This window comes from Peribacillus sp. NJ11, from assembly GCF_030348405.1.
GTDB lineage: Bacteria > Bacillota > Bacilli > Bacillales > DSM-1321 > Peribacillus.
The window spans coordinates 1,291,821-1,310,857 of the sequence record NZ_JAUCFO010000001.1; the positions used below are offsets into that span (position 1 = coordinate 1,291,821).

At 41.8% G+C, this 19,037-nt stretch carries 26 protein-coding genes; 14 read left to right on the top strand and 12 right to left on the bottom strand.

What is annotated here, in order from left to right:
• Window positions 1-84: 84 nt before the first annotated feature.
• From QUF86_RS06335 to QUF86_RS06345, 3 genes are read right to left on the bottom strand one after another with little or no spacing between them, the layout of a single operon-like run.
• Window positions 85-207 carry a hypothetical protein gene (locus QUF86_RS06335; protein WP_289333848.1) on the bottom strand — a complete coding sequence of 41 codons (123 nt, stop codon included), beginning with the start codon at window positions 205-207 and terminating at the stop codon, window positions 85-87.
• 35 nt (window positions 208-242) lie between these two features.
• On the bottom strand, window positions 243-452 hold the full coding sequence (locus QUF86_RS06340; RefSeq protein ID WP_289333849.1) for a hypothetical protein: 210 nt from the start codon (window positions 450-452) through the stop codon (window positions 243-245).
• Complete coding sequence (locus tag QUF86_RS06345) at window positions 449-727, bottom strand: hypothetical protein (protein ID WP_289333850.1); 279 nt, start codon at window positions 725-727, stop codon at window positions 449-451. The genes QUF86_RS06340 and QUF86_RS06345 overlap by 4 nt, the downstream gene beginning before the upstream one ends.
• 99 nt (window positions 728-826) lie before the next feature.
• Here QUF86_RS06345 and QUF86_RS06350 point away from each other — a divergent pair, with 99 nt between their 5' ends.
• Window positions 827-1,246 (top strand): MarR family winged helix-turn-helix transcriptional regulator, encoded by a 420-nt coding sequence (locus QUF86_RS06350; protein ID WP_289314259.1) that lies wholly within the window; start codon window positions 827-829, stop codon window positions 1,244-1,246.
• A gap of 18 nt (window positions 1,247-1,264) precedes the next feature.
• On the top strand, window positions 1,265-2,470 hold the full coding sequence (locus tag QUF86_RS06355) for an MFS transporter (protein WP_289333851.1): 1,206 nt from the start codon (window positions 1,265-1,267) through the stop codon (window positions 2,468-2,470).
• A 150-nt stretch (window positions 2,471-2,620) separates the two neighbouring features.
• Here QUF86_RS06355 and bshB2 read toward each other — a convergent pair whose 3' ends face one another.
• The 3 genes from bshB2 to pdxK form a co-directional block, all read right to left on the bottom strand.
• Entirely contained in the window at window positions 2,621-3,286 is a 666-nt protein-coding gene (bshB2, locus tag QUF86_RS06360; RefSeq protein WP_289314261.1) for a bacillithiol biosynthesis deacetylase BshB2, read from the bottom strand.
• A gap of 97 nt (window positions 3,287-3,383) precedes the next feature.
• Window positions 3,384-3,731, bottom strand: coding sequence for a YojF family protein (locus tag QUF86_RS06365; protein WP_289314262.1), 348 nt, complete (start codon window positions 3,729-3,731; stop codon window positions 3,384-3,386).
• A 125-nt stretch (window positions 3,732-3,856) separates the two neighbouring features.
• Window positions 3,857-4,681, bottom strand: coding sequence for a pyridoxine/pyridoxal/pyridoxamine kinase (gene pdxK, locus QUF86_RS06370; protein WP_289314263.1), 825 nt, complete (start codon window positions 4,679-4,681; stop codon window positions 3,857-3,859).
• A 380-nt stretch (window positions 4,682-5,061) separates the two neighbouring features.
• On the opposite strand from pdxK, the gene mobA reads away from it, so the two are divergent.
• The 4 genes from mobA to QUF86_RS06390 are packed head-to-tail and all read left to right on the top strand — an operon-like array spanning window position 5,062 to window position 7,431.
• The gene (gene mobA, locus QUF86_RS06375) at window positions 5,062-5,697 is read left to right on the top strand and encodes a molybdenum cofactor guanylyltransferase (RefSeq protein ID WP_289333852.1); all 636 of its coding nucleotides are present in this window, start codon (window positions 5,062-5,064) and stop codon (window positions 5,695-5,697) included.
• Window positions 5,687-6,151, top strand: a complete 465-nt coding sequence (locus QUF86_RS06380) for a molybdenum cofactor biosynthesis protein MoaE (RefSeq protein ID WP_289314265.1) — start codon at window positions 5,687-5,689, stop codon at window positions 6,149-6,151. Before mobA ends, QUF86_RS06380 begins: the two co-directional genes overlap by 11 nt.
• Window positions 6,144-6,377 (top strand): molybdopterin converting factor subunit 1, encoded by a 234-nt coding sequence (gene moaD, locus QUF86_RS06385; protein WP_289333853.1) that lies wholly within the window; start codon window positions 6,144-6,146, stop codon window positions 6,375-6,377. The genes QUF86_RS06380 and moaD overlap by 8 nt, the downstream gene beginning before the upstream one ends.
• Before the next feature lie 34 nt (window positions 6,378-6,411).
• The gene (locus tag QUF86_RS06390; protein WP_289314267.1) at window positions 6,412-7,431 is read left to right on the top strand and encodes a MoeB/ThiF family adenylyltransferase; all 1,020 of its coding nucleotides are present in this window, start codon (window positions 6,412-6,414) and stop codon (window positions 7,429-7,431) included.
• Window positions 7,432-7,531: 100 nt separating this feature from the next.
• On the opposite strand, the gene QUF86_RS06395 is transcribed toward QUF86_RS06390, so the two are convergent.
• Both QUF86_RS06395 and QUF86_RS06400 read right to left on the bottom strand, forming a co-directional pair.
• Window positions 7,532-7,852 carry a YflT domain-containing protein gene (locus QUF86_RS06395; protein ID WP_289333854.1) on the bottom strand — a complete coding sequence of 107 codons (321 nt, stop codon included), beginning with the start codon at window positions 7,850-7,852 and terminating at the stop codon, window positions 7,532-7,534.
• Window positions 7,853-7,988: 136 nt separating this feature from the next.
• Window positions 7,989-9,422 (bottom strand): phospholipase D family protein, encoded by a 1,434-nt coding sequence (locus QUF86_RS06400; RefSeq protein WP_289333855.1) that lies wholly within the window; start codon window positions 9,420-9,422, stop codon window positions 7,989-7,991.
• 150 nt (window positions 9,423-9,572) lie between these two features.
• Here QUF86_RS06400 and QUF86_RS06405 point away from each other — a divergent pair, with 150 nt between their 5' ends.
• The 3 genes from QUF86_RS06405 (at window position 9,573) to QUF86_RS06415 (ending at window position 11,175) form a co-directional block, all read left to right on the top strand.
• Entirely contained in the window at window positions 9,573-10,253 is a 681-nt protein-coding gene (locus QUF86_RS06405) for a uracil-DNA glycosylase (protein WP_289333856.1), read from the top strand.
• A 270-nt stretch (window positions 10,254-10,523) separates the two neighbouring features.
• Entirely contained in the window at window positions 10,524-10,781 is a 258-nt protein-coding gene (locus QUF86_RS06410; RefSeq protein WP_289314271.1) for a YwdI family protein, read from the top strand.
• 25 nt (window positions 10,782-10,806) lie between these two features.
• Window positions 10,807-11,175 (top strand): DUF423 domain-containing protein, encoded by a 369-nt coding sequence (locus QUF86_RS06415; RefSeq protein ID WP_054398573.1) that lies wholly within the window; start codon window positions 10,807-10,809, stop codon window positions 11,173-11,175.
• A 107-nt stretch (window positions 11,176-11,282) separates the two neighbouring features.
• Here QUF86_RS06415 and gerQ read toward each other — a convergent pair whose 3' ends face one another.
• Window positions 11,283-11,822: a spore coat protein GerQ gene (gene gerQ / locus QUF86_RS06420; protein WP_289333857.1), complete on the bottom strand. Its 540-nt coding sequence runs from the start codon at window positions 11,820-11,822 to the stop codon at window positions 11,283-11,285.
• A gap of 399 nt (window positions 11,823-12,221) precedes the next feature.
• The gene (hemQ, locus tag QUF86_RS06425) at window positions 12,222-12,971 is read right to left on the bottom strand and encodes a hydrogen peroxide-dependent heme synthase (protein ID WP_289314274.1); all 750 of its coding nucleotides are present in this window, start codon (window positions 12,969-12,971) and stop codon (window positions 12,222-12,224) included.
• A 259-nt stretch (window positions 12,972-13,230) separates the two neighbouring features.
• On the opposite strand from hemQ, the gene pta reads away from it, so the two are divergent.
• Window positions 13,231-14,217 carry a phosphate acetyltransferase gene (gene pta, locus QUF86_RS06430; RefSeq protein WP_289336191.1) on the top strand — a complete coding sequence of 329 codons (987 nt, stop codon included), beginning with the start codon at window positions 13,231-13,233 and terminating at the stop codon, window positions 14,215-14,217.
• Window positions 14,218-14,251: 34 nt separating this feature from the next.
• On the top strand, window positions 14,252-15,100 hold the full coding sequence (gene lipL, locus QUF86_RS06435) for an octanoyl-[GcvH]:protein N-octanoyltransferase (RefSeq protein ID WP_289333858.1): 849 nt from the start codon (window positions 14,252-14,254) through the stop codon (window positions 15,098-15,100).
• Window positions 15,101-15,345: 245 nt separating this feature from the next.
• On the opposite strand, the gene QUF86_RS06440 is transcribed toward lipL, so the two are convergent.
• Complete coding sequence (locus QUF86_RS06440; RefSeq protein WP_289314276.1) at window positions 15,346-16,092, bottom strand: RsfA family transcriptional regulator; 747 nt, start codon at window positions 16,090-16,092, stop codon at window positions 15,346-15,348.
• A 292-nt stretch (window positions 16,093-16,384) separates the two neighbouring features.
• Here QUF86_RS06440 and QUF86_RS06445 point away from each other — a divergent pair, with 292 nt between their 5' ends.
• The 3 genes from QUF86_RS06445 (at window position 16,385) to QUF86_RS06455 (ending at window position 18,692) form a co-directional block, all read left to right on the top strand.
• Window positions 16,385-16,606 carry a YuzB family protein gene (locus QUF86_RS06445; protein WP_048683566.1) on the top strand — a complete coding sequence of 74 codons (222 nt, stop codon included), beginning with the start codon at window positions 16,385-16,387 and terminating at the stop codon, window positions 16,604-16,606.
• A gap of 236 nt (window positions 16,607-16,842) precedes the next feature.
• Entirely contained in the window at window positions 16,843-18,150 is a 1,308-nt protein-coding gene (locus tag QUF86_RS06450; RefSeq protein ID WP_148358379.1) for an HD domain-containing protein, read from the top strand.
• A 32-nt stretch (window positions 18,151-18,182) separates the two neighbouring features.
• Window positions 18,183-18,692 (top strand): YwgA family protein, encoded by a 510-nt coding sequence (locus QUF86_RS06455; RefSeq protein ID WP_076368383.1) that lies wholly within the window; start codon window positions 18,183-18,185, stop codon window positions 18,690-18,692.
• Window positions 18,693-18,721: 29 nt separating this feature from the next.
• Here the strand turns inward: QUF86_RS06455 and QUF86_RS06460 are convergent, their stop codons facing one another.
• Window positions 18,722-18,907, bottom strand: coding sequence for a 2-hydroxymuconate tautomerase (locus QUF86_RS06460; protein WP_061465772.1), 186 nt, complete (start codon window positions 18,905-18,907; stop codon window positions 18,722-18,724).
• Window positions 18,908-19,037: the final 130 nt, after the last annotated feature.

The following is a 19,037-nucleotide window of genomic DNA, read 5'->3' on the forward strand; positions in this document are numbered from 1 at the left end:
AATGATCAAATGGGGTTGTTCAAGATCCATTGCATTATATTTCATATTATAGATGATTCTTCAATCTCTCCGGAAGCCTCGCTTTTAATAGCGGGGTTTCATTTTTTTGTATGGCCTCGAAGCATCGACCACAAAGAGCATGGCCCCCATTTTACCCAAATTCACGAGTAAAAGCGCGAAACTCACGAGTAAAAGCGCGAAATTCACGAGTAACGCCCAAACTCACGAGTAAAGCGCGAAACTTACGAGTAAAGCGCGAAATTCACTAGTAAAAGCTCCAAACTCACGAGTAAAAGCGCGAAACTCACGAGTAAAAGCGCGAAATTCACGAGTAAAGCGCGAAATTCACGAGTAAAAGCGTGAAACTCACGAGTAAAGCCCAAATTCACTAGTAAAAGCTCCAAATTCACGAGTACAAGCGCGAAATTCACGAGTACAAGCGCGAAATTCACGAGTAAAGCTCGAAACTTACGAGTAAAAGCTCGAAACTTACGAGTAAAAGCGTGAACCTCACGAGTAAAAGCACCAAATTCACGAGTAAAAGCGCGAAACTCACGAGTAAAAGAGCGAAATTCACGAGTAAAGCGCGAAACTTACGAGTAAAAGCGTGAAACTCACGAGTAAAGCCCAAATTCACGAGTAAAAGCTCCAAATTCACTACCAAACACACGAGTAGCACGAAATAATGTGCATTAACTCCTGCAAAGGTATCTTTTTGTTGTGTCAAACAGTGTGCATACAATTATTTTCGTTCATCCGAAGGCTAGACATTTCTAATGAATAGGTGTATAGTTACCTAGGTAACTAATTTGCAGGAGGAATCCCTTTGTCCTTTAATAATGGTTTTTTTCATCATAACTTACAATTTTCAAGGTCGTTTACTAAAAAATTAAATGAACAATTGGCCAAGGTTGATCTTTTTCATTCCCAATGGTCGATTGTATATTATCTGAATGAGTTTGGCTGTTCTACGCTTGTTGAAATAAGCACTTATCTAGATGTGGAGAAACCGACGGTAACGAGGACGGTAAACCGGTTGGAGGAACTTGGTTTGATTGAACAAATCCCAGGTAAAGATAAGCGGGAGCGGAGAATACAGTTAACGGAGTCAGGTGTAAGGACTTATCAAGAGGCCAAAAAGGTAGTTGAAGAATTTGAACTTCAATTAATGAGCGGTTTGGCTGAAGAGGATCGAGAGGCAACGTTACGAACGTTGATTTTCCTGAAGGAAAAATTAAAACAATAGTAAGGAAGAAGGATTGAAATGAATCACAAACCGAAACTGTGGACGAAAGACTTTCTGATTGTCTCGTCTGCGAACTTTTTTCTATTTTTAACTTTTTATGTCTTGATGGTGACATTGACCATTTACACGATTGATAACTTTCATGCGTCGCAAGCACAAGCGGGACTTGCCTCAAGTATTTTTGTCCTCGGGGCTGTGCTTGTCAGACCGATTGCAGGGAAAAAAATTGACAAGATCGGCCGCAGAAAAATGTTGCTTGGATCCTTGATTCTATTCCTGATCGCATCCATTGGCTATTTCCTGGTTAATAGTTTATCCCTCTTATTGATCGATCGGCTTATTCACGGTTTTGCTTTTGGCCTTGCCACTACGGCAACTGGAACGATTGCTGCAGATATCATTCCGAATGAGAGACGCGGGGAAGGGACAGGTTACTTTGCCATGAGTACCAATTTGGCAATGGCGTTCGGTCCGTTTATTGGATTGCTGATCACACAGCATTTTAGTTATTCCATCATTTTCTATGCTGCCTCTTTATTTGCCGCGTTTTCTTTAGTGGCATCGCTATTCATGAATGTTCCTGAAGGAGAAAAAGGCAGAGCTTCACAACAAAAAGGATTTAAAATTAGTGATTACTTTGAAAAAAAAGCTCTGCCCATTTCCATTTTTATCGGATTTGCCGGATTTACCTATTCGAGCATTTTGTCGTATTTAACATCTTTTGCAAAGGAAATGGACTTAATGGATGCGGCAAGTTTTTTCTTTGTCGTATTTGCTGTATTCCTTTTGGCGTCCCGTCCGTTTACAGGAAGAATGTTTGATGTGAAGGGGGAGAATGCAGTCATTTATCCTTCGCTCTTACTATTTGCCGTGGGTATGGTCATTCTCAGCCAATCCCATCATGGTATTACGCTTCTGATTGCCGGTGCCTTTATCGGAGTGGGATATGGTACGTTCCAATCAAGCTGTCAAGCGATTTCCATTAAGGAAGCACCATCAAATCGGATGGGATTAGCCACATCCACGTTTTATACAATGTACGATTTTGGAATCGGTGTTGGCCCATTCCTTTTGGGATTCCTTATTCCATTTACCGGCTTCAAAGGGTTGTTCATAGGAATGTCGGTCTTGGCATTCGCTCTTATAGGGATTTACTTTTTCGCACATGGTAGAAAAGCCGCGGCAAGAATGAAAATGCAGCGGGAAGAACGCTTGTCTGCTTAATTTTTTGAATATGCGCATGTATGAAATAATCAAAAATGGGGATGCTTATATTATGATTGATTTTCCAAAGTATCCCCCTTTTCTCCGCCTGTAATCCACAGGCGTTTTTTTTATGCCATAAACAAAAAAACCGCCTAATTGGCGGTTTCTTTAAAATTTATAGGTCCATAATCGTTCTTTGCGGATCCAGTCGAGAAAATCAGCATCCTGATTTTCGAATTTCTCTTTCCAATCGATCACCATTGCCTGCGTTTGCGAACGGTGGGCAGTGAATGTAGCTACCTTTTTTTCTTCGACGGCAGAGATATCATGGATGATGTCAGGCTGCCCTAACTCATCGATGCAGTTATTGGAGAACGCGACACAATGAAGTTTAGGTCTCTCTTTCTCTTCCATTCTTTCCACGGCCCGAACCACAGCCCGTGCTGTCGCTTCATGGTCTGGATGGACACTGTATCCTGGATAAAACGTTATGATCAATGAAGGATTCAATTCATTGATGGCTTCGGTAAATAATGAAGTCAGCTTTTCATCATCTTCGAATTCAATTGTCTTATCACGCAATCCAAGCATGCGCAAATCTTGGATGCCCATCGCATTTGCTGCATCGATTAATTCTTTTTTGCGAATTTTAGGGAGCGATTCCCTTGTTGCAAATGGAGGATTGCCTAAATTACGTCCCATTTCTCCTAAAGTTAAACATAAATAGGTGACAGGAGTGCCAGCTTCTCTATGGAGTGCCAGCGTTCCGGAGACCGAAAAGGCTTCATCATCGGGATGTGGGAATATAACTAATACATGACGTTCTTTTTCCAAGGTATATTTCTCCTTCCGTTCTACTTACAGTAAGTATGGTTATCGGTGAATGGGAGTTTTCATCGGAATTATATTATACATATCAAGCTAGTCGTGATCATTCAAAGGGAGTAGGGCTGAGCTGCATGGAGACAGCAAGTTTTCCGGAAAAATCAAGGCCTGCCAACAGCAATCTCCCTTGTTCATCCATTTCGAAGTGGTTGACGCCTTCAGCATATACCCAGCCAATATTGAGCTTCAAGCCGATGCGGTAGGGTCCATCCCCAACTATCTTCCCATGTTCATACTGGATAAAAGCATTACGAATATAAGCACCTGCCGAAAAGAAAGCTTCATCTACATGAGTGGCATAGGCGCCATTTGTCGTTTCAAGGTGAAGATATACATCTTGTCGGGCGAAAGAATCAATAGCATTTTGCACCTCTGTACGGTCTATAGGTTTCATTCTATAATTTCCTCCTTAACTGGGCGGCTAGATAAGCTTTTCCTTCTTTCCATTTTACTAAATAAAAACAAAAAAAGCGAAAAAGGCCGCTCGATGAATTTGAGCAGCCATTAAACTTTGGTCTATTATTTTGTGTTTTCAGCATTTCCATATTTATGGTATGCACCATGATTGACAGGTCCAACATAGTCATTCATCTTCCAAGAATGGCGAACCGCCTCGGTAATGAAGTCTTTTGAAATGAGGACAGCCTCACGCGGACTTTTCCCTTCAGCCAATTGAGCTGCAATGGCTGCTGACGATGAACAGCCGGCACCGTGTGTATTGGTTGTTTCGATTTTCTCGGATTCAAGGATCTCAAATTCTTTTCCATCATATAAAAGGTCGATGGCTTTGTCATAATCCAGTTTATTACCGCCTTTGATCAAGACATATTTTGCACCAAGTGCATGAATCTTTTCGGCTGCACCCTTCATATCATCTATCGTTTTGATAGGCGCTGTTCCTGCTAACTGAGCAGCCTCGAACAGGTTAGGCGTAACTACAGTTGCACGTGGAACAAGTAGTTCACGCAGGGCTACAGCCGTTTCAGGGTGCAATACTTCATCTTCACCTTTACATACCATAACTGGATCGATTACGACTTTGTCCAGTTTCAACTCGTCTATTTTACGGGCAACAAGTTCAATGATCTCCACTGATCCAAGCATTCCCGTTTTCATGGCATCAATGCCGATTGATAGAATCGTTTCGATTTGGGCTTCCAAAACCTCGACCGGTGTAGGGAATACATTATGTGACCAGCCGTTCTTGGGATCCATCGTAACGATTGTCGTTAAGGCGGACATACCGTAAACGCCGAATTCTTGAAATGTCTTTAAATCTGCTTGAAGACCCGCGCCGCCGCTCGAATCCGATCCGGCAACTGTCATAGCTCTTTTCATAGTCATTATGTGACCTCCTCAGGAGAATTGGATTTCGATATTATCAGCATACCAGATAATATGCTATTTTTAGAATATACCAAAATTTCTTTTATGTAAAACTTAGTTTTCACCCTAAAATGAGTGCCAATAAGAAGGAGATGGAATGGCCTCGCATAAGCCATTTTTAAAATTGAAATAATACATGGATTTCAGGAAATTGGATAGATGTGCCGCCTGCTTTTAAGCTTTGAATCCTATTTTCCATCTTTTGATATACTAAGCAAAGTTTGTGAAAGTGTCATTATTTTGAAAATTGATTTAAAATATTTAAATATAGTGGACTTATTTATTATAGCTTTACCGTTGGATGCTAGATTAAACCCCAAAAAGGGAGGGTGATTCGTATGGAGTGGACAATGTTGCTGTTAGCTGGTGGGAAATCAAGCCGTATGGGAGTGAATAAGGCCCTGTTGACCATAGGTGGCGTTGTGAACATTTCAAGAGTGGCATCCGTATTGAATAAGGTATCAGAAAACATTCTGGTCATTACGAATACATTTGAAGATTATCGTTTTCTGCAACTTCCGTTAATACCGGATTTACATAAAGATCAAGGACCACTTGGGGGATTGCATGCAGGGATGGCCTCCTCGAAAACGGAGCTCCAATTCCTTACAGCCTGTGATATGCCGTTTGTGAGTGCAGCTGCCATAAATGATATCATATCCTATTATGAACCTGAATTCGATGCTGTCATTCCGGAGATAAATGGCAGGATTCAGCCGCTTTTTGCTGTTTATCATAAAAGATGTCTTCCTGTACTGACAGAATGTTTATTGAAAAACGAATTAAAAATGAGTCTGTTTTTGGAAAAGATTTCGGTGAAAATCATGAAGGAAAGCGACTTTAAGATATATCATGAAAATCCTGAACATTTTCAATACCTTTTTTTCAATATGAATACGAGGGAAGATTATCAAGAGGCAGGTTATATTAGCCAAACCGAATTATATATAAAGGATGGTAGACATGAATTATAAAATTTCAAAAGAGCCGATTGTCATCCAGGAAGTGATTGATAAAGTAGTAGAGAGGAATGCAGGTGCCGTCACGACCTTTATTGGTACAGTGAGGGAAATGACGAAAGGAAAAAAGACCCTCTTCTTAATTTACGAAGCATATGAACCGATGGCCATCAAGAAATTAGAGCAAATCGGATCTGAGATCAAGGAGCGTTGGCCTGATGCAGAAACGGCGATCACCCATCGTGTAGGTAAACTTGAAATCACGGATATCGCAGTCGTAATTGCCGTTAGTACGCCACATCGAAATGATGCATATGAGGCAAACAGGTATGCAATTGAAAGAATTAAAGAAATCGTCCCGATTTGGAAAAAAGAACATTGGGAGGATGGGGAGACATGGGTCGGAAACCAGTTGGAAACCGTTTCATATCCAAAAGGAAAACCGGAAGAGGTGGATATCAATGATTAATGTACTTTTATTTGCCCAATTGAAAGATGCGTTAGGCAAGGAGGCTCTTTCTATAGAAGGAAATGGAATGAGTGTGGCCCAGCTAAAAGGAAAGATGAGGGTGGAATTTCAATTGGAAGGTCTTGAATCCGTGATGACAGCGGTCAATGAAGAATTTGCCGACGATGACACGGTTCTATCTGATGGAGATACAGTAGCTTTCATTCCACCTGTCAGCGGAGGCTGAGAGAATCGGATCGAATTGGAGGGGAGGGTTTACAGTGAAAGAGCGGTATTCAAGACAGACTTTATTCGCCCCCATTGGTGAAGGCGGCCAATTGAAAATTTTGAAGAAGCATGTCTTACTTCTAGGGGCAGGGGCATTGGGATCTGCTAACGCCGAGGCCCTTACTCGTGCGGGAGTAGGGAAGCTTACGATTGTCGACAGGGATTATGTGGAGACTAGTAATTTACAGCGCCAACAAATGTATACAGAACGGGATGTCGAGGAGAATCTGCCAAAAGCAGAAGCGGCAAAGCGTCATTTATTTGAAATCAATCATGAAGTTGAAGTGAATGCCATCATCATGGATGCAACCGCCCAGAACCTTGAACAGCTGCTTGGTGATGTTGATTTGATATTGGATGCGACCGATAATTTTGAGACACGGATGATTATAAATGATTTGTCACAAAAGCTTCAAATACCTTGGATTTATGGGGCATGTGTGGGGAGTGTGGGCATGACTTTGACCATTCTTCCCGGACAGACGCCATGTTTGCACTGTTTACTTAAATCTATCCCCATTCAAGGAATGACCTGTGACACAGGAGGAATCATATCGCCAGCTGTAACGATGGTAGTGGCACACCAAACTGCCGAAGCTTTGAAAATCCTTGTTGAAGACTGGCAATCGGTTCGACCTGCACTTGTTACTTTTGATCTGTGGAGGAATCAATACCAAACCGTTCGATTAACAAAAGCTAAAAAGAAAGATTGTCTCTCTTGCGGAGATCAGAGGACATATCCCTTTTTAACTATGGAAAACGCAACGAAAACTGCGGTTCTTTGCGGAAGGGATACTGTACAGGTAAGACCGCCAAAACCTTTGAAACTGCAACTCGATAAATTAGCCAAGGAATTGAATGGCAGCGGCTATTTGGTAAAATTCAATCCATTTCTACTCTCTTGTGAAAAAGCCGGGGAACGTATTGTCATTTTCAAGGATGGCCGGGCGTTGATTCACGGCACGAAGGACATGGTCCATGCAAAGGCCACGTACCAAAGAATTCTGGGTTAATGAATATAAAAAACGAGGCTGCCGGTTATGGAGCCTCGTTTTTTATGAATCCATATAGGGTAATGGTTATCGGGTATTAGTGTGTAACCCCGCTTTTTTCTTATTTGGAAGCAACGATGACGACTTTTCCTTCGTCAAGCACTTCCTCGTAACGTTCTGCCTCCATATCACTAAGGCCAAGGTTGCTCATTCGATTACGAAGTTCATCTCCGCGTGATTTAAATAGATTTCCAACGGAATCAAGGAAACCTTGTTCCTTCATGCCTACATCTTCTGTATTTGTATTCTCGGTAAGGTGTTTTGAACGGGTTTTATCATGGGTAAACAAATATACATCGTCCTTCGTATAACCTGATGTGACTAGTTCATCGATTTTTTCCTTTGCTTGTAAACCGTTTTCTACTACATGTACTTGATACATATAAACTCCTCCTTGAATTTCAGTGTTAGATTCTCTTCGATATAGGTAAATGGAATCTTGCTTATTACAGTTCTTGATTGGTTATAGTAGTATATAACCTTATTTGGTTACTGATAAACATGTATACCGAATTTATTCAGTAAGTGGTGAAGCGGAACACCTTCTGTATGCGGTAGGTCAAGTATTTGAAGACAGGCAGTTTCTTCTGATATTCACTGTAATCAACGGTGTATGTTCCATTTTGATTTGTCCATAGTCTTTGAAAATAGCTATCGACATCATTAGAAACGTCCGCATCATTTGGAGCATGGATTTCAACATTGGCTTCAAGGTTATAGTCATCTAGATTACGTGATGTATAATTAGCCGATCCTCCAAGAATAATCGTTTCATTAGCCTTTTGGATCATCATCAACTTTGTATGGAACTGTTCTTTATCTGTTTTGTACCAGCGGATCGAGATATTTTCATCCCCAAGTTTTTCGAATTCAGCGGCAACTGGAAGATTAGGAAGCCCGATTTTCTCACTTCCGAAAGCATTTTGATTCGGATCCAATATCATTTGGATCTTTACACCACGTTTAGCCGCATCGGTTAATGCTTCGACAACATCACGATCGGCAATGTAGAACATGGCAAGATGGATTTTGTCGCCTTTTTCTGCATCCTTTATTACTTTAAGGACATGTTTATTGATTTTCCCTTCCGTTAGCAATTGTACCGATATCGGTCCTTTATCTGCTGATGCCCCTTTGAACTCAGGAAATGACTTTGGACCTCCCGAGAATTTCGAAGCTGCTTCTTCGGCTTTAACAAAGTCGCCGATGATATTCCCATCCATCTGAAACGCAATATTGGAATGGAATCCACTTGCGTCATGAGGATTGGCAGAAGAGATGATGGCCGTTTTTTCGGTAGCGACCACTTTTCTATGATTGGCCTTAATATTCATCAGTCTAAGATAAGAACGAAAGGTGACCTTTGGTGCGCTTTTAGCCATTGGATTCACAATCCATCCTTTCCCGCTTTCACCGAACCATTGGAAAAAGGTCCGATACACACCTGAATAGAGAGGATTCGGATCCCGAAGCCGGTCTAAGTTGGTAACGATGACATCAATGCCATTTTTCTTCATCGTTTCCAATGCCTCTAACTGGTAGGCATTATAGGAAGTATTCACTTCATCAGTAATGAAGATAACCTGGAGGTCAGGTTTCTTTTTCTTCTGTTCAACCAGTTTATCCTTCAGATTCTCGGTTAACTTCGGGAAGTTTATCTTTTCATCATAAAAAGCATTAAACAAAAACATATCGATTACGATAAAAGAATCAGCGTCTTCTATAGCTTGATTTATGGTTTGGAAAATTCGCTGCTCATGTTGCAGATTCCCTTGTTCATCGTGATAGGAAAGGTCATAGATAAAATCAATATCCTCGACATGATGAACCTTCCCTTCATAAGAAGTGCCATCAGGGAGAGGCTTGTAGCTGTTATAGACGATTACGGCCGTAATGACGATCAAAATGCAGACAAGCAGATAAAATCGTTTTCTTTTATACCATTTTTTCATAGGGAATCCTCCAACATGGATAAATTGCTTGCTAACTATCTATTTTCCCACATAGGGGTATATAGAAACATAAATCTTAATCTATGGAAAAAGGTAAGGCGATTAGTTTGATATAATATAGTTTCAAAAGGTTGAAAGGGGCTGTGGCACATGGAAAAGCAGTTATTAACAAATGATTGGTGGCCTCTATTGGAAGAGGAATTCAAAAAAACATATTACCAGGAGCTAAGGGAATTTATAAAGCAGGAGTACAGTCAGCAAGTCATTCACCCGGATCAAGATGATATCTTCAATGCGCTTCACTTTACCTCTTATGAAGACGTAAAGGTTGTCATCCTTGGACAGGACCCTTATCATGGCCCGGATCAAGCGCATGGCCTTAGTTTTTCAGTTAAGCCGGGGGTTCGCATCCCGCCTTCTTTAAGAAATATCTTTAAAGAGTTACACACTGATCTAGGCTATGAGGTTCCTGATAATGGTTACCTTGTTGAATGGGCGGAACAGGGGGTGCTTCTATTGAACACAGTCTTGACTGTCCGCGAGGGAGAGGCTCATTCACACCGAGTAAAAGGATGGGAAAACTTTACGAATCAAGTTATTCGCCTATTGAATGAACGTCCGAAACCGGTTGTATTCACCCTGTGGGGGAAACCTGCTCAATCCAAAATCCCTTTGATTGATGAAACCCGTCATAGAATCATTAAGTCCGTCCATCCTAGTCCGCTGTCTGCCTCCCGTGGTTTCTTTGGCAGCAAACCTTTTTCCAAAACAAACCAGTTGCTGATGGAAATGGGGGAATCCCCAATTGATTGGAAAATCTCGAAGCGATGATATGGGCAAGAAAAAGGAACGGGTGAATTGTATGGCGTGCTGTCATTTCTATATAACTTGGGATCCCAGGTTTCAAAAGGGCCGCCGTGCTTTTCAATTCAAAACATCAAATCTGTCCTCTCTTGATGTCTTTCGTTCTTCAGGACAGCCATGCTTGAAATTTCAATCCAAGCAAATTAAAAAGTAGGGAATATGCAAGGTGTTTTCTTCTCTGATTTTTGCTATGCTAGTTATGAAAGTTTTGACCTGTATATAGACGAGGTGGTAAAGGTGGATATTTCATCAAGACAAATGTTAGATAAAATCGAAGAGCTTGTTTTGAAAGCGAAACAGGTAAATTCAGAGGATAAGGTGCAGGGGTATGTAATTGCCATTAAATCCTTATGTGAAGTAATGGTTGATGAAAAGGCTGGGAACATCAGCATTCCGAAGCCAATCACATTGAGCCAGCCCGTTATGTCGGCTACATCGAATGTAGAACCGGTTAAAATGGAAGAAGCAAATGGGGAGTCCTTGTTCGATTTTTAAATTAGAGTAGGGGAGCGAAATCATAGTGAAACTGTTCATCATTTTAGGTGCATTGAATGGGTTTATTGCTGTAGCACTAGGTGCATTCGGTGCACACGGACTGGAAGGGAAAATTCCTGATAAATATTTAGAAACATGGCAAACCGCTGTTCAATATCAAATGTTCCATGCGGTGGGTTTATTAGTGCTTGGTTTATTGGCTGGGAAGATTTCAAGTCCGCTAATCAACTGGTCCGGCTGGCTAATGCTAATAGGAATCATCCTGTTTTCCGGTAGTCTATTCGTTCTTAGCGTTACGCAAATCAAGGTCCTGGGAGCAATCACACCGCTTGGCGGAGTCTCATTCTTGGTTGCTTGGGTCCTAATGATCATTGCTGCATATAAATACTTGTAATGAAGACAGCTGATCTTCTTAGGTCAGCTTAATTAGAAAAGTCATCCCCCATAAAGAAGAGCCTCAAAATCAAATAGATTCTGAGGCTCTTCTTTATGGAAGTTTCTTCACCTTGGCGGATAGGTGGCAAGCCCAGCGCCTCCAAATGGATAGTCATATTCGATTTCCTCATCAAACGTTACATAATCTAAGTATACCATCGGAATTAAGTATCGTTTTCCCGTTTGAGGGTCGCTTATGATCAAATGATCGCGTCCTGCAGCCTCGATGATTCCTTTGAAGATCATTGCATTCCATTCCGTGTTGTTTTCAAACGTGGTATAAACAGTGGCTAATTTCCCTTTATTCAAACGCAATATGTTCTCGATGTACGACGCTTCGACCGGTAGCATGCCAGGTATCTGTGGTCCGGAAGGGCCTCCAGTCATCGCCATGGGCACTTGTTGTTGCGTGCCTCCATTCATCGTCATGGGCACTTGTTGTTGCGTGCCTCCAGTAGTGGGCATTTGTGGCTGTTGGTATGCTTGCTGCGGATAACCCTGTTGCTGGTAAGGAGTCTGCTGCCGCGGATCAGACTCATTATTATCATAGGGGTAATAGGGGCTTCCTCCGTACGGGTAATTACCATAAGGATTATTTTGTGACATTGCATTCCCTCCTAAAAGGTTTATTTGATTTTGTGGAATTTGGACAATCCGAGAGTGTGGCCTGGTATAAACAGTGCGATTTATAGCGACCGGTAGTTCTGGAAAATCCCCGGGTGGCTTAAAAAACCACAATGAATTTGAGCGATACGTAACGGTTGCCGTTCATGATTTAAGTCGTACCATCTTTTCGGCTAATGAATGGATGTAACATTCCTTCACCTCGCTGAAGTCAGGAATTGCCTTGTTAATTTTCCTGAGGCTGAATGGGACTGTGAAAAAATAAATTCATCACTATTGAAAATGTATGGGATGTGCATTGGTTTTATTCCACAGAAGGGGAAAAATAAAAAGGAGGGGACGCGAAAAGAAAAAGCTTCCGGAAACCGGAAGCTAATCGTCTTATACGTATAAGAAAGAAGTTACGTTTTCTTCCGGCAGGATATTGCCTACAAAGAAAGAACCAAATGCAGCGTAACGTGCACTCACTTCATCAAAACGCATTTCATAGATCAATTTTTTAAATTGAAGGACATCATCCGCGAATAGTGTAACGCCCCATTCATAATCGTCAAAACCGACAGAACCGGAAATGATTTGTTTTACTTTACCGGCATAACTGCGGCCAATCAAGCCGTGGGAACGCATTAAGCCTTTGCGTTCTTCCATGGAAAGCATATACCAGTTATCATCTCCATCACGACGCTTGTCCATTGGATAGAAGCATACATGTTTCGCTTTTGGAAGTATCGGATAAAGTCTAGAACGAACATGAGGGTTCTGATAAGGGTCCTCACCATCTCCACCTGCCAAGTAATTGCTTAATTCCACGACGGAAACGTATGAATAAGCGGGAATTGTATACTCGGCAAGCTTCGTTTTGTTGAATTCGTTTTCAATTACATTCAATTCTTCCATGGTTGGGCGGGCAAACATTAGCATGAAGTCCGCTTTTTGACCAACGATGGAATATAGGGCATGGCTGCCTTCATTGTCGCTTTGTGTCATATTCCATTTATCCAGTAAACCTTGGAATTCTGAGATGGCCAATTGGCGTTCGTCACTTGATAACGTTTTCCAAGAAGCCCAGTCGATCAGACGGAAGTCATGTAAACAATACCAGCCATCCAGTGTTTGTGCTGCTTCACTCATTACGATCACTCCTAAGTCTTATTATAACTTTAATATATCATAGTTTCAGTATAAGGAAATTTATATCAACCCGCAAACACCATCACTGTTTTTCGGTGTTCAAACAAATTTCAAATTTACGGAATGGTTGGTGACCAAAGTGGCTGGAATTTACCTAGCTGCTAGAGTATTCTTAAAAGAAGACGACTATGGAATTCTTGCCGAATGGTTAAATATAGGAAAAACAGGGGAAACGTATCTAAAAAAGGAGGAAGAGCCAGTGAGTGATTTATTTGAAATATTGGAATCGAAAGTTATGGGGCATAATTTAAAGATCGTTTTTCCAGAAGGGTTGGATGAACGGATTTTGGGAGCGGCAGGCAGGCTTGCCAAAGCTAAACTGGTGACACCTGTATTGGTCGGGGATATCGGGTTGATTCAAGAGAAGGCAAAGGATTTGAAAATCTCCCTTGATGCAATCGAAATATATGATCCGAAGAATTATATCATGATGGATGAAATGGTTGAAGCGTTTGTGAAGGTCCGTGAAGGTAGAGAGACTGATGTACAAGCACGTGAAATCTTAAAGGATGAGAACTATTTTGGAACCATGCTCGTCCATATGAAACTGGCACATGGAATGGTGAGTGGTGCAACGCATTCGACTGCCGATACGGTTCGTCCCGCCCTAAGGATCATCAAGACAAAGCCAGGCGTCCAAAAAACATCGGGTGTATTCATCATGGTCCGGGAAGAAGAAAAATATGTCTTCGCGGATTGTGCGATAAATATAAACCCTGATTCCCAGGACCTGGCCGAAATCGCAATCGAAAGTGCGAAGACTGCACTAATGTTCGATATCGAACCGCGTGTGGCTATGCTGAGCTTTTCTACGAAGGGGTCGGCAAAATCCCCCGAGACGCTAAAAGTAGTCGATGCCGTCGAATTGGCAAAAGAAATGGATCCTGAAATCATATTGGATGGGGAATTTCAGTTTGACGCGGCTTTTGTTCCTTCGGTAGCAAGAAAAAAAGCACCGGATTCCCTTATTCAAGGGGATGCGAATGTCTTTATTTTCCCAAGTCTCGAAGCGGGGAACATTAGCTACAAGATGGTACAGCGCTTGGGTGGCTTCGAAGCGGTCGGTCCGATCCTTCAGGGGCTGAACCGTCCTGTAAATGACCTTTCGAGGGGATGCAGTGAAGAGGATGTATATAAGCTGGCAGTCATTACAGCGGCACAGGGGATTGTGGCGCAGTATCAATAGGCCGCTTGAGGATAAAAAGTAGAGGGAGATTCGTATGAGTGAAACAGATTCATTATTAATGCAGCAAGAGTGGCGGGTTATTGATCAATCCTCCGTTGGACCTCAGTTTCCTGCTCTAGAGTCCTTTGCGATGGATGATACATTCTGCGCTTCCGTAGGGTCAGGTCAATCAGCAGCCGTAGCAAGAGCGTGGGTACACCATCGAACCATCGTCCTGGGTATACAGGATACGAAGTTGCCCTTTCTTAAAAAGGGCTTGGATCATTTAAAAGAACATGATCATCAGGCCATTGTAAGGAATTCCGGAGGGCTGGCAGTCGTGCTGGATGAGGGGGTCCTGAATTTTTCGCTCATTTTTCCTGAAAATGAGCGAAAAATTGAAATCAATCGTGGATATGATGCGATGTGGGAGCTTGTCCAATTGATGTTTTCCGATTTCCCAGTCACGATGGAGGCAAGGGAAATCGTCGGTTCCTATTGTCCTGGAAGTTATGATTTAAGTATAAATGGGCAGAAGTTTGCGGGTATATCCCAACGCAGGATTCGTAATGGCGTAGCGGTGCAAATCTATTTGTGTGTCAATGGAAGCGGGGCTGAACGTGCCAGTCTCGTTAAGGGTTTTTATGATGCAGCTAAAGGAAATGCAGAAACCAAATTCGTTTATCCTGATATCGTCCCTTCGGTAATGGCATCCCTTACAGAATTGTTGGGCGTGCAATTGAGTGTTCAGGATGTGATGCTCAGATTCCTTCATGTCTTGAAGGAACATAGCGGAAGGATATTCTCTGACACTCTTTCTGTTCAGGAATGGCCGTTATATGAGGCATACTTGACAAGAGTGGTGGAACGCAATGATAAAGTATTCGATTCAATAAAGGATTGATATGCAAAAGGCTGTTCCTGTGTCAGGGACGGCCTTTTGGATGTAATACGACTTTAGCATTCACTGAAACTGTAAAAGGGACTGTATGATAGGCAGCAGAGGTGTACCGAACGTCCTTGGACGATTTTATCCTTATTTCTTGGCCATGAAAAAAAGAGCCTTGTTGGCTCCCTTTTTCGGATAAACATGGGTGAATGGCCTTTAGCATGTGGTTGATCTATGTAACTGACCCCCACATTATCAAATTACTCAGCCATTTTTTCCAAATTTCCATTCCGGTCCATCTTGAACTTAGTTGCCGGACGTTCCTCTTCTTCTAACAAGACCAGCTTTCTTGCTCGGTTCATGATATTCATCAAAGTTTCATAATCTTCCTGCATCAAGCCGCTGTTTTGTTCTAAGTGGCTGATTTTATTCTCCAAATCTTCGTTTCGCTTTTTCAGTCCTTTAATTTCGAGCTTCAATCTTTCATTTTCGGTTTTTAATACTTCGGCTTGAAGCATACGGCCATTCATAGATTCCAAATACGCGATGACGGTATCAAGGTTCATGGCTTTTTCCAAAGTTACTGGAGTGTGCTGTGGTTTAGGAGCGAGAGCTTCAGCCACAACGAATTCTTCTGCTGCTTCATAATTGGTGGTATCGACTTCGGATTGCAACTCTAGTTCCTCTTCTTGTACTTGAGAAACCATTATGTCCGAAATCGTTGGGGACGGCGGTGTATAAAGAAGCCGTTTTTTCCCTCCTTGATCTTTTCCAAGAATCCTTTGCCGTTGCTTACGCTGTTTCTTGGCAAGGGATAGCGCTTTATCATAATTATGGCGGACAACTGCATTCCAGCGGAATCCGCATGCGGCAGAGGTGCGATTCAACTTATCTCCTACCTCTTCAAATGCATTTAGCTGAGTGCTGCCTTCCCGCACATGGCGCAATACTGTTTCTGCCAAAAGCAAATCATCTTCTTCTGTCCAGGCGTCTTGACGAACCTTCATTTCTACATACTCCCTTTCTGGTAACTTTTAAAATAAATAACTATATAAAATATCGTGTGGCAGTGATTTATGGAGTGTTCTACTAGCATTTTGGACAAAATTTGGATTTTTTATACAAAAAGGTTGAAAGGATACTAGTTTTTTGATTAATTACATCATTTGCTAGCGGCAGCCCTTTCCTTTTCACATCATCCAGCCCTCTTGATATTCATAAGTAGAAACGGTAAAATACCTTTTAGTCATATAAATGGAAAGAAAAATAGTTTGTCATGGAAAGGATGGTGACCGGAGGATGTCCAATGAATTCAGAGTGTGCGATGACTGCTTGGCGGTAAACATCAAAACATTGATCCCCCGTCTTGAAAAGCTTGATCCCGACGCGAAAATTGAAGTGGGCTGTCAATCCTATTGCGGTCCTGGCAGAAAGAAGTCATTTGCCTTCGTCAATAACCGTCCAGTTGCTGCACCGACAGAAGACGAGTTACTAGATAAAATCAATAAAAAACTAAAGTAGGATCCATGAGATATAGTTGGAGTGGATTGTTTGCTTTTGATAAATGGAACATGCTGTTCATCACCCAGATTCGACAAACTGCGGTGATTTTTTATTTCCTTATTTTCGAGACTAAACCGACGGGAACTTCCGTTTTCTTACAAAATGACCCCTCTTACTAGAAAGGGGAAAGTTAGGGTTTTTTGTCAAAACACGCTATAATGAGTGCATCGAGATTATGAAAAAGAGGGTAGTTCATGGAATATTCCGGCGAAAAATTACAAGAAGAAAAAGTATTCAAGGACCCGGTGCACCGATATATACATGTTCGTGACCGGGTTATATGGGATTTAATAGGGACGAAGGAATTCCAGCGTCTTCGAAGGATCAAACAGCTGGGAACGACTTATTTAACCTTTCATGGTGCGGAACATAGTCGGCTTAGCCATTCGCTTGGAGTATATGAGATAGTTCGGAGAATCGTCGATGATGTTTTCGAGGGCAGACCGGAGTGGAAACCTGAGGAACGGTTACTATCCCTATGTGCAGCCCTTCTGCATGATTTGGGTCATGGTCCTTTCTCTCATTCTTTTGAAAAGGTGTTTGACCTGGATCATGAGCAATTCACGCAGCAGATAATCGTCGGCGATACGGAAGTGAATAAGATCCTCCTTCGAGTAGGGCGTGATTTCCCGAAAAAAGTGGCAGAAGTCATAGCGAAAACCTATAAAGGCAAATTAGTAGTCAGCCTGATTTCAAGTCAGATCGATGCTGATAGAATGGACTATTTACAGCGTGATGCTTACTTCACTGGAGTGAGTTATGGACATTTCGATATGGAAAGGCTTTTGCGTGTAATGAGGCCCAGGGAAGAACATGCCGTCATAAAACAAAGCGGGATGCATGCGGTTGAGGATTATATCATGAGTCGCTACCAAATGTATTGGCAGGTTTATTTCCATCCAGTTACGAGAAGTGCGGAGGTCATACTTACCAAGATTCTACATAGGGCGAAACATTTATATGAATCCGGTTATGAGTTTGCTCAAGAACCGCACCATTTTTATTCATTGTTCAAGGGAGAAGTGACTTTAACGGACTATTTGAAAATGGATGAAGCGGTGATGCTCTATTATTTCGAAGCATGGGAAGAGGAAAATGATGCGATTTTAAAAGATTTATGCACTCGCTTCGTTAACCGTAAACTATTTAAATATGTGGAATTCCATCCATCGAACAGTCAAATGAACAGATTGATGGAATTAAGGACTTTATTCAAGAAGGCGGGCATCGATCCGGATTATTATCTCGTCGTCGATTCTTCATCAGATCTGCCGTATGATTTTTACCGGCCAGGTGAGGAAGAGGAGAGACTGCCGATTCACTTGCTGAAAAATAATGGCGAAATTCGGGAATTATCGCGTGAATCCGAAATTGTCGATGCAATTTCAGGGAAAAGAAGAACGGATCATAAGTTGTATTATCCAGCAGATTTATTGCGTGATGAATCTACGAAGAAAAATATAAAAAAACAGATTCGTAAGCTTTTGGAGCTATCGGATTAAAGTGGTACATTTTTGGTGAGGAGTGACGAGCCTTGTTTAAGGATCATGCAAACATTATCAATGCAATTTCTACTGCCGGTGAAATCTCGGGTCGGAAAAAATTACAAAAAATCGTTTATATCGCGAAGAAGCTGTCCTTCCCATTTCATGAAAAGTTTCAGTTTCACTTTTACGGACCATATTCGGAGGAGTTGACCTTACGGATTGAAGAGCTCTGCGAAATGGGTTACTTGAATGAAGTAAGGGAAAAAAAAGCAGGGTATTATCAATATTGTTATTCAATTACGGACGCCGGCCAGGATTTCCTATCCATCCAGGAAGTGGAGATGCCTGCTCTTGAGGCATGCTTACTGGATATGAACGAACAGAATGCCCGGTTTTTGGAGCTTGTTTCAACGGTGTTATACTTTGACACGCTTGAAAAAGAAGAAGTCACCGAGAAAATTTTCACGCTGAAAAGCAAACAAAAATATACGCTTGAAGAAATTGATGAGGCATATGAATATATTGAGCAGTTAAAAACAAAAGCTAAGCCAAATTGATGGCTTAGCTTTTCCTCATTATGTAAAGCTCATTGATCGCTTTTACGGACACCGGCTACTGCCAAGTGATTTTTTGACATTTCTTCAATGAAAATCGTCACGGCTTCAGCTGGTGCTCCAGTTGTTTCCGTAACGGCTGCAGTCACCTTTTCAACTAAAGCTTTCTTTTGTTCGTCTGTACGGCCTTCAAGCATTTTGACTGTTACATATGGCATCTCTCATTCCCCCCTTCCTCTCTTATCTTGTAGTGTTTCACAATGGAAAAAGAATTGCAAGACACGGAAGTCAGAGTTTTTTCACTTCTTGCTCTTTTGATGTATACTAACGGTAATAAATATTGGGGGA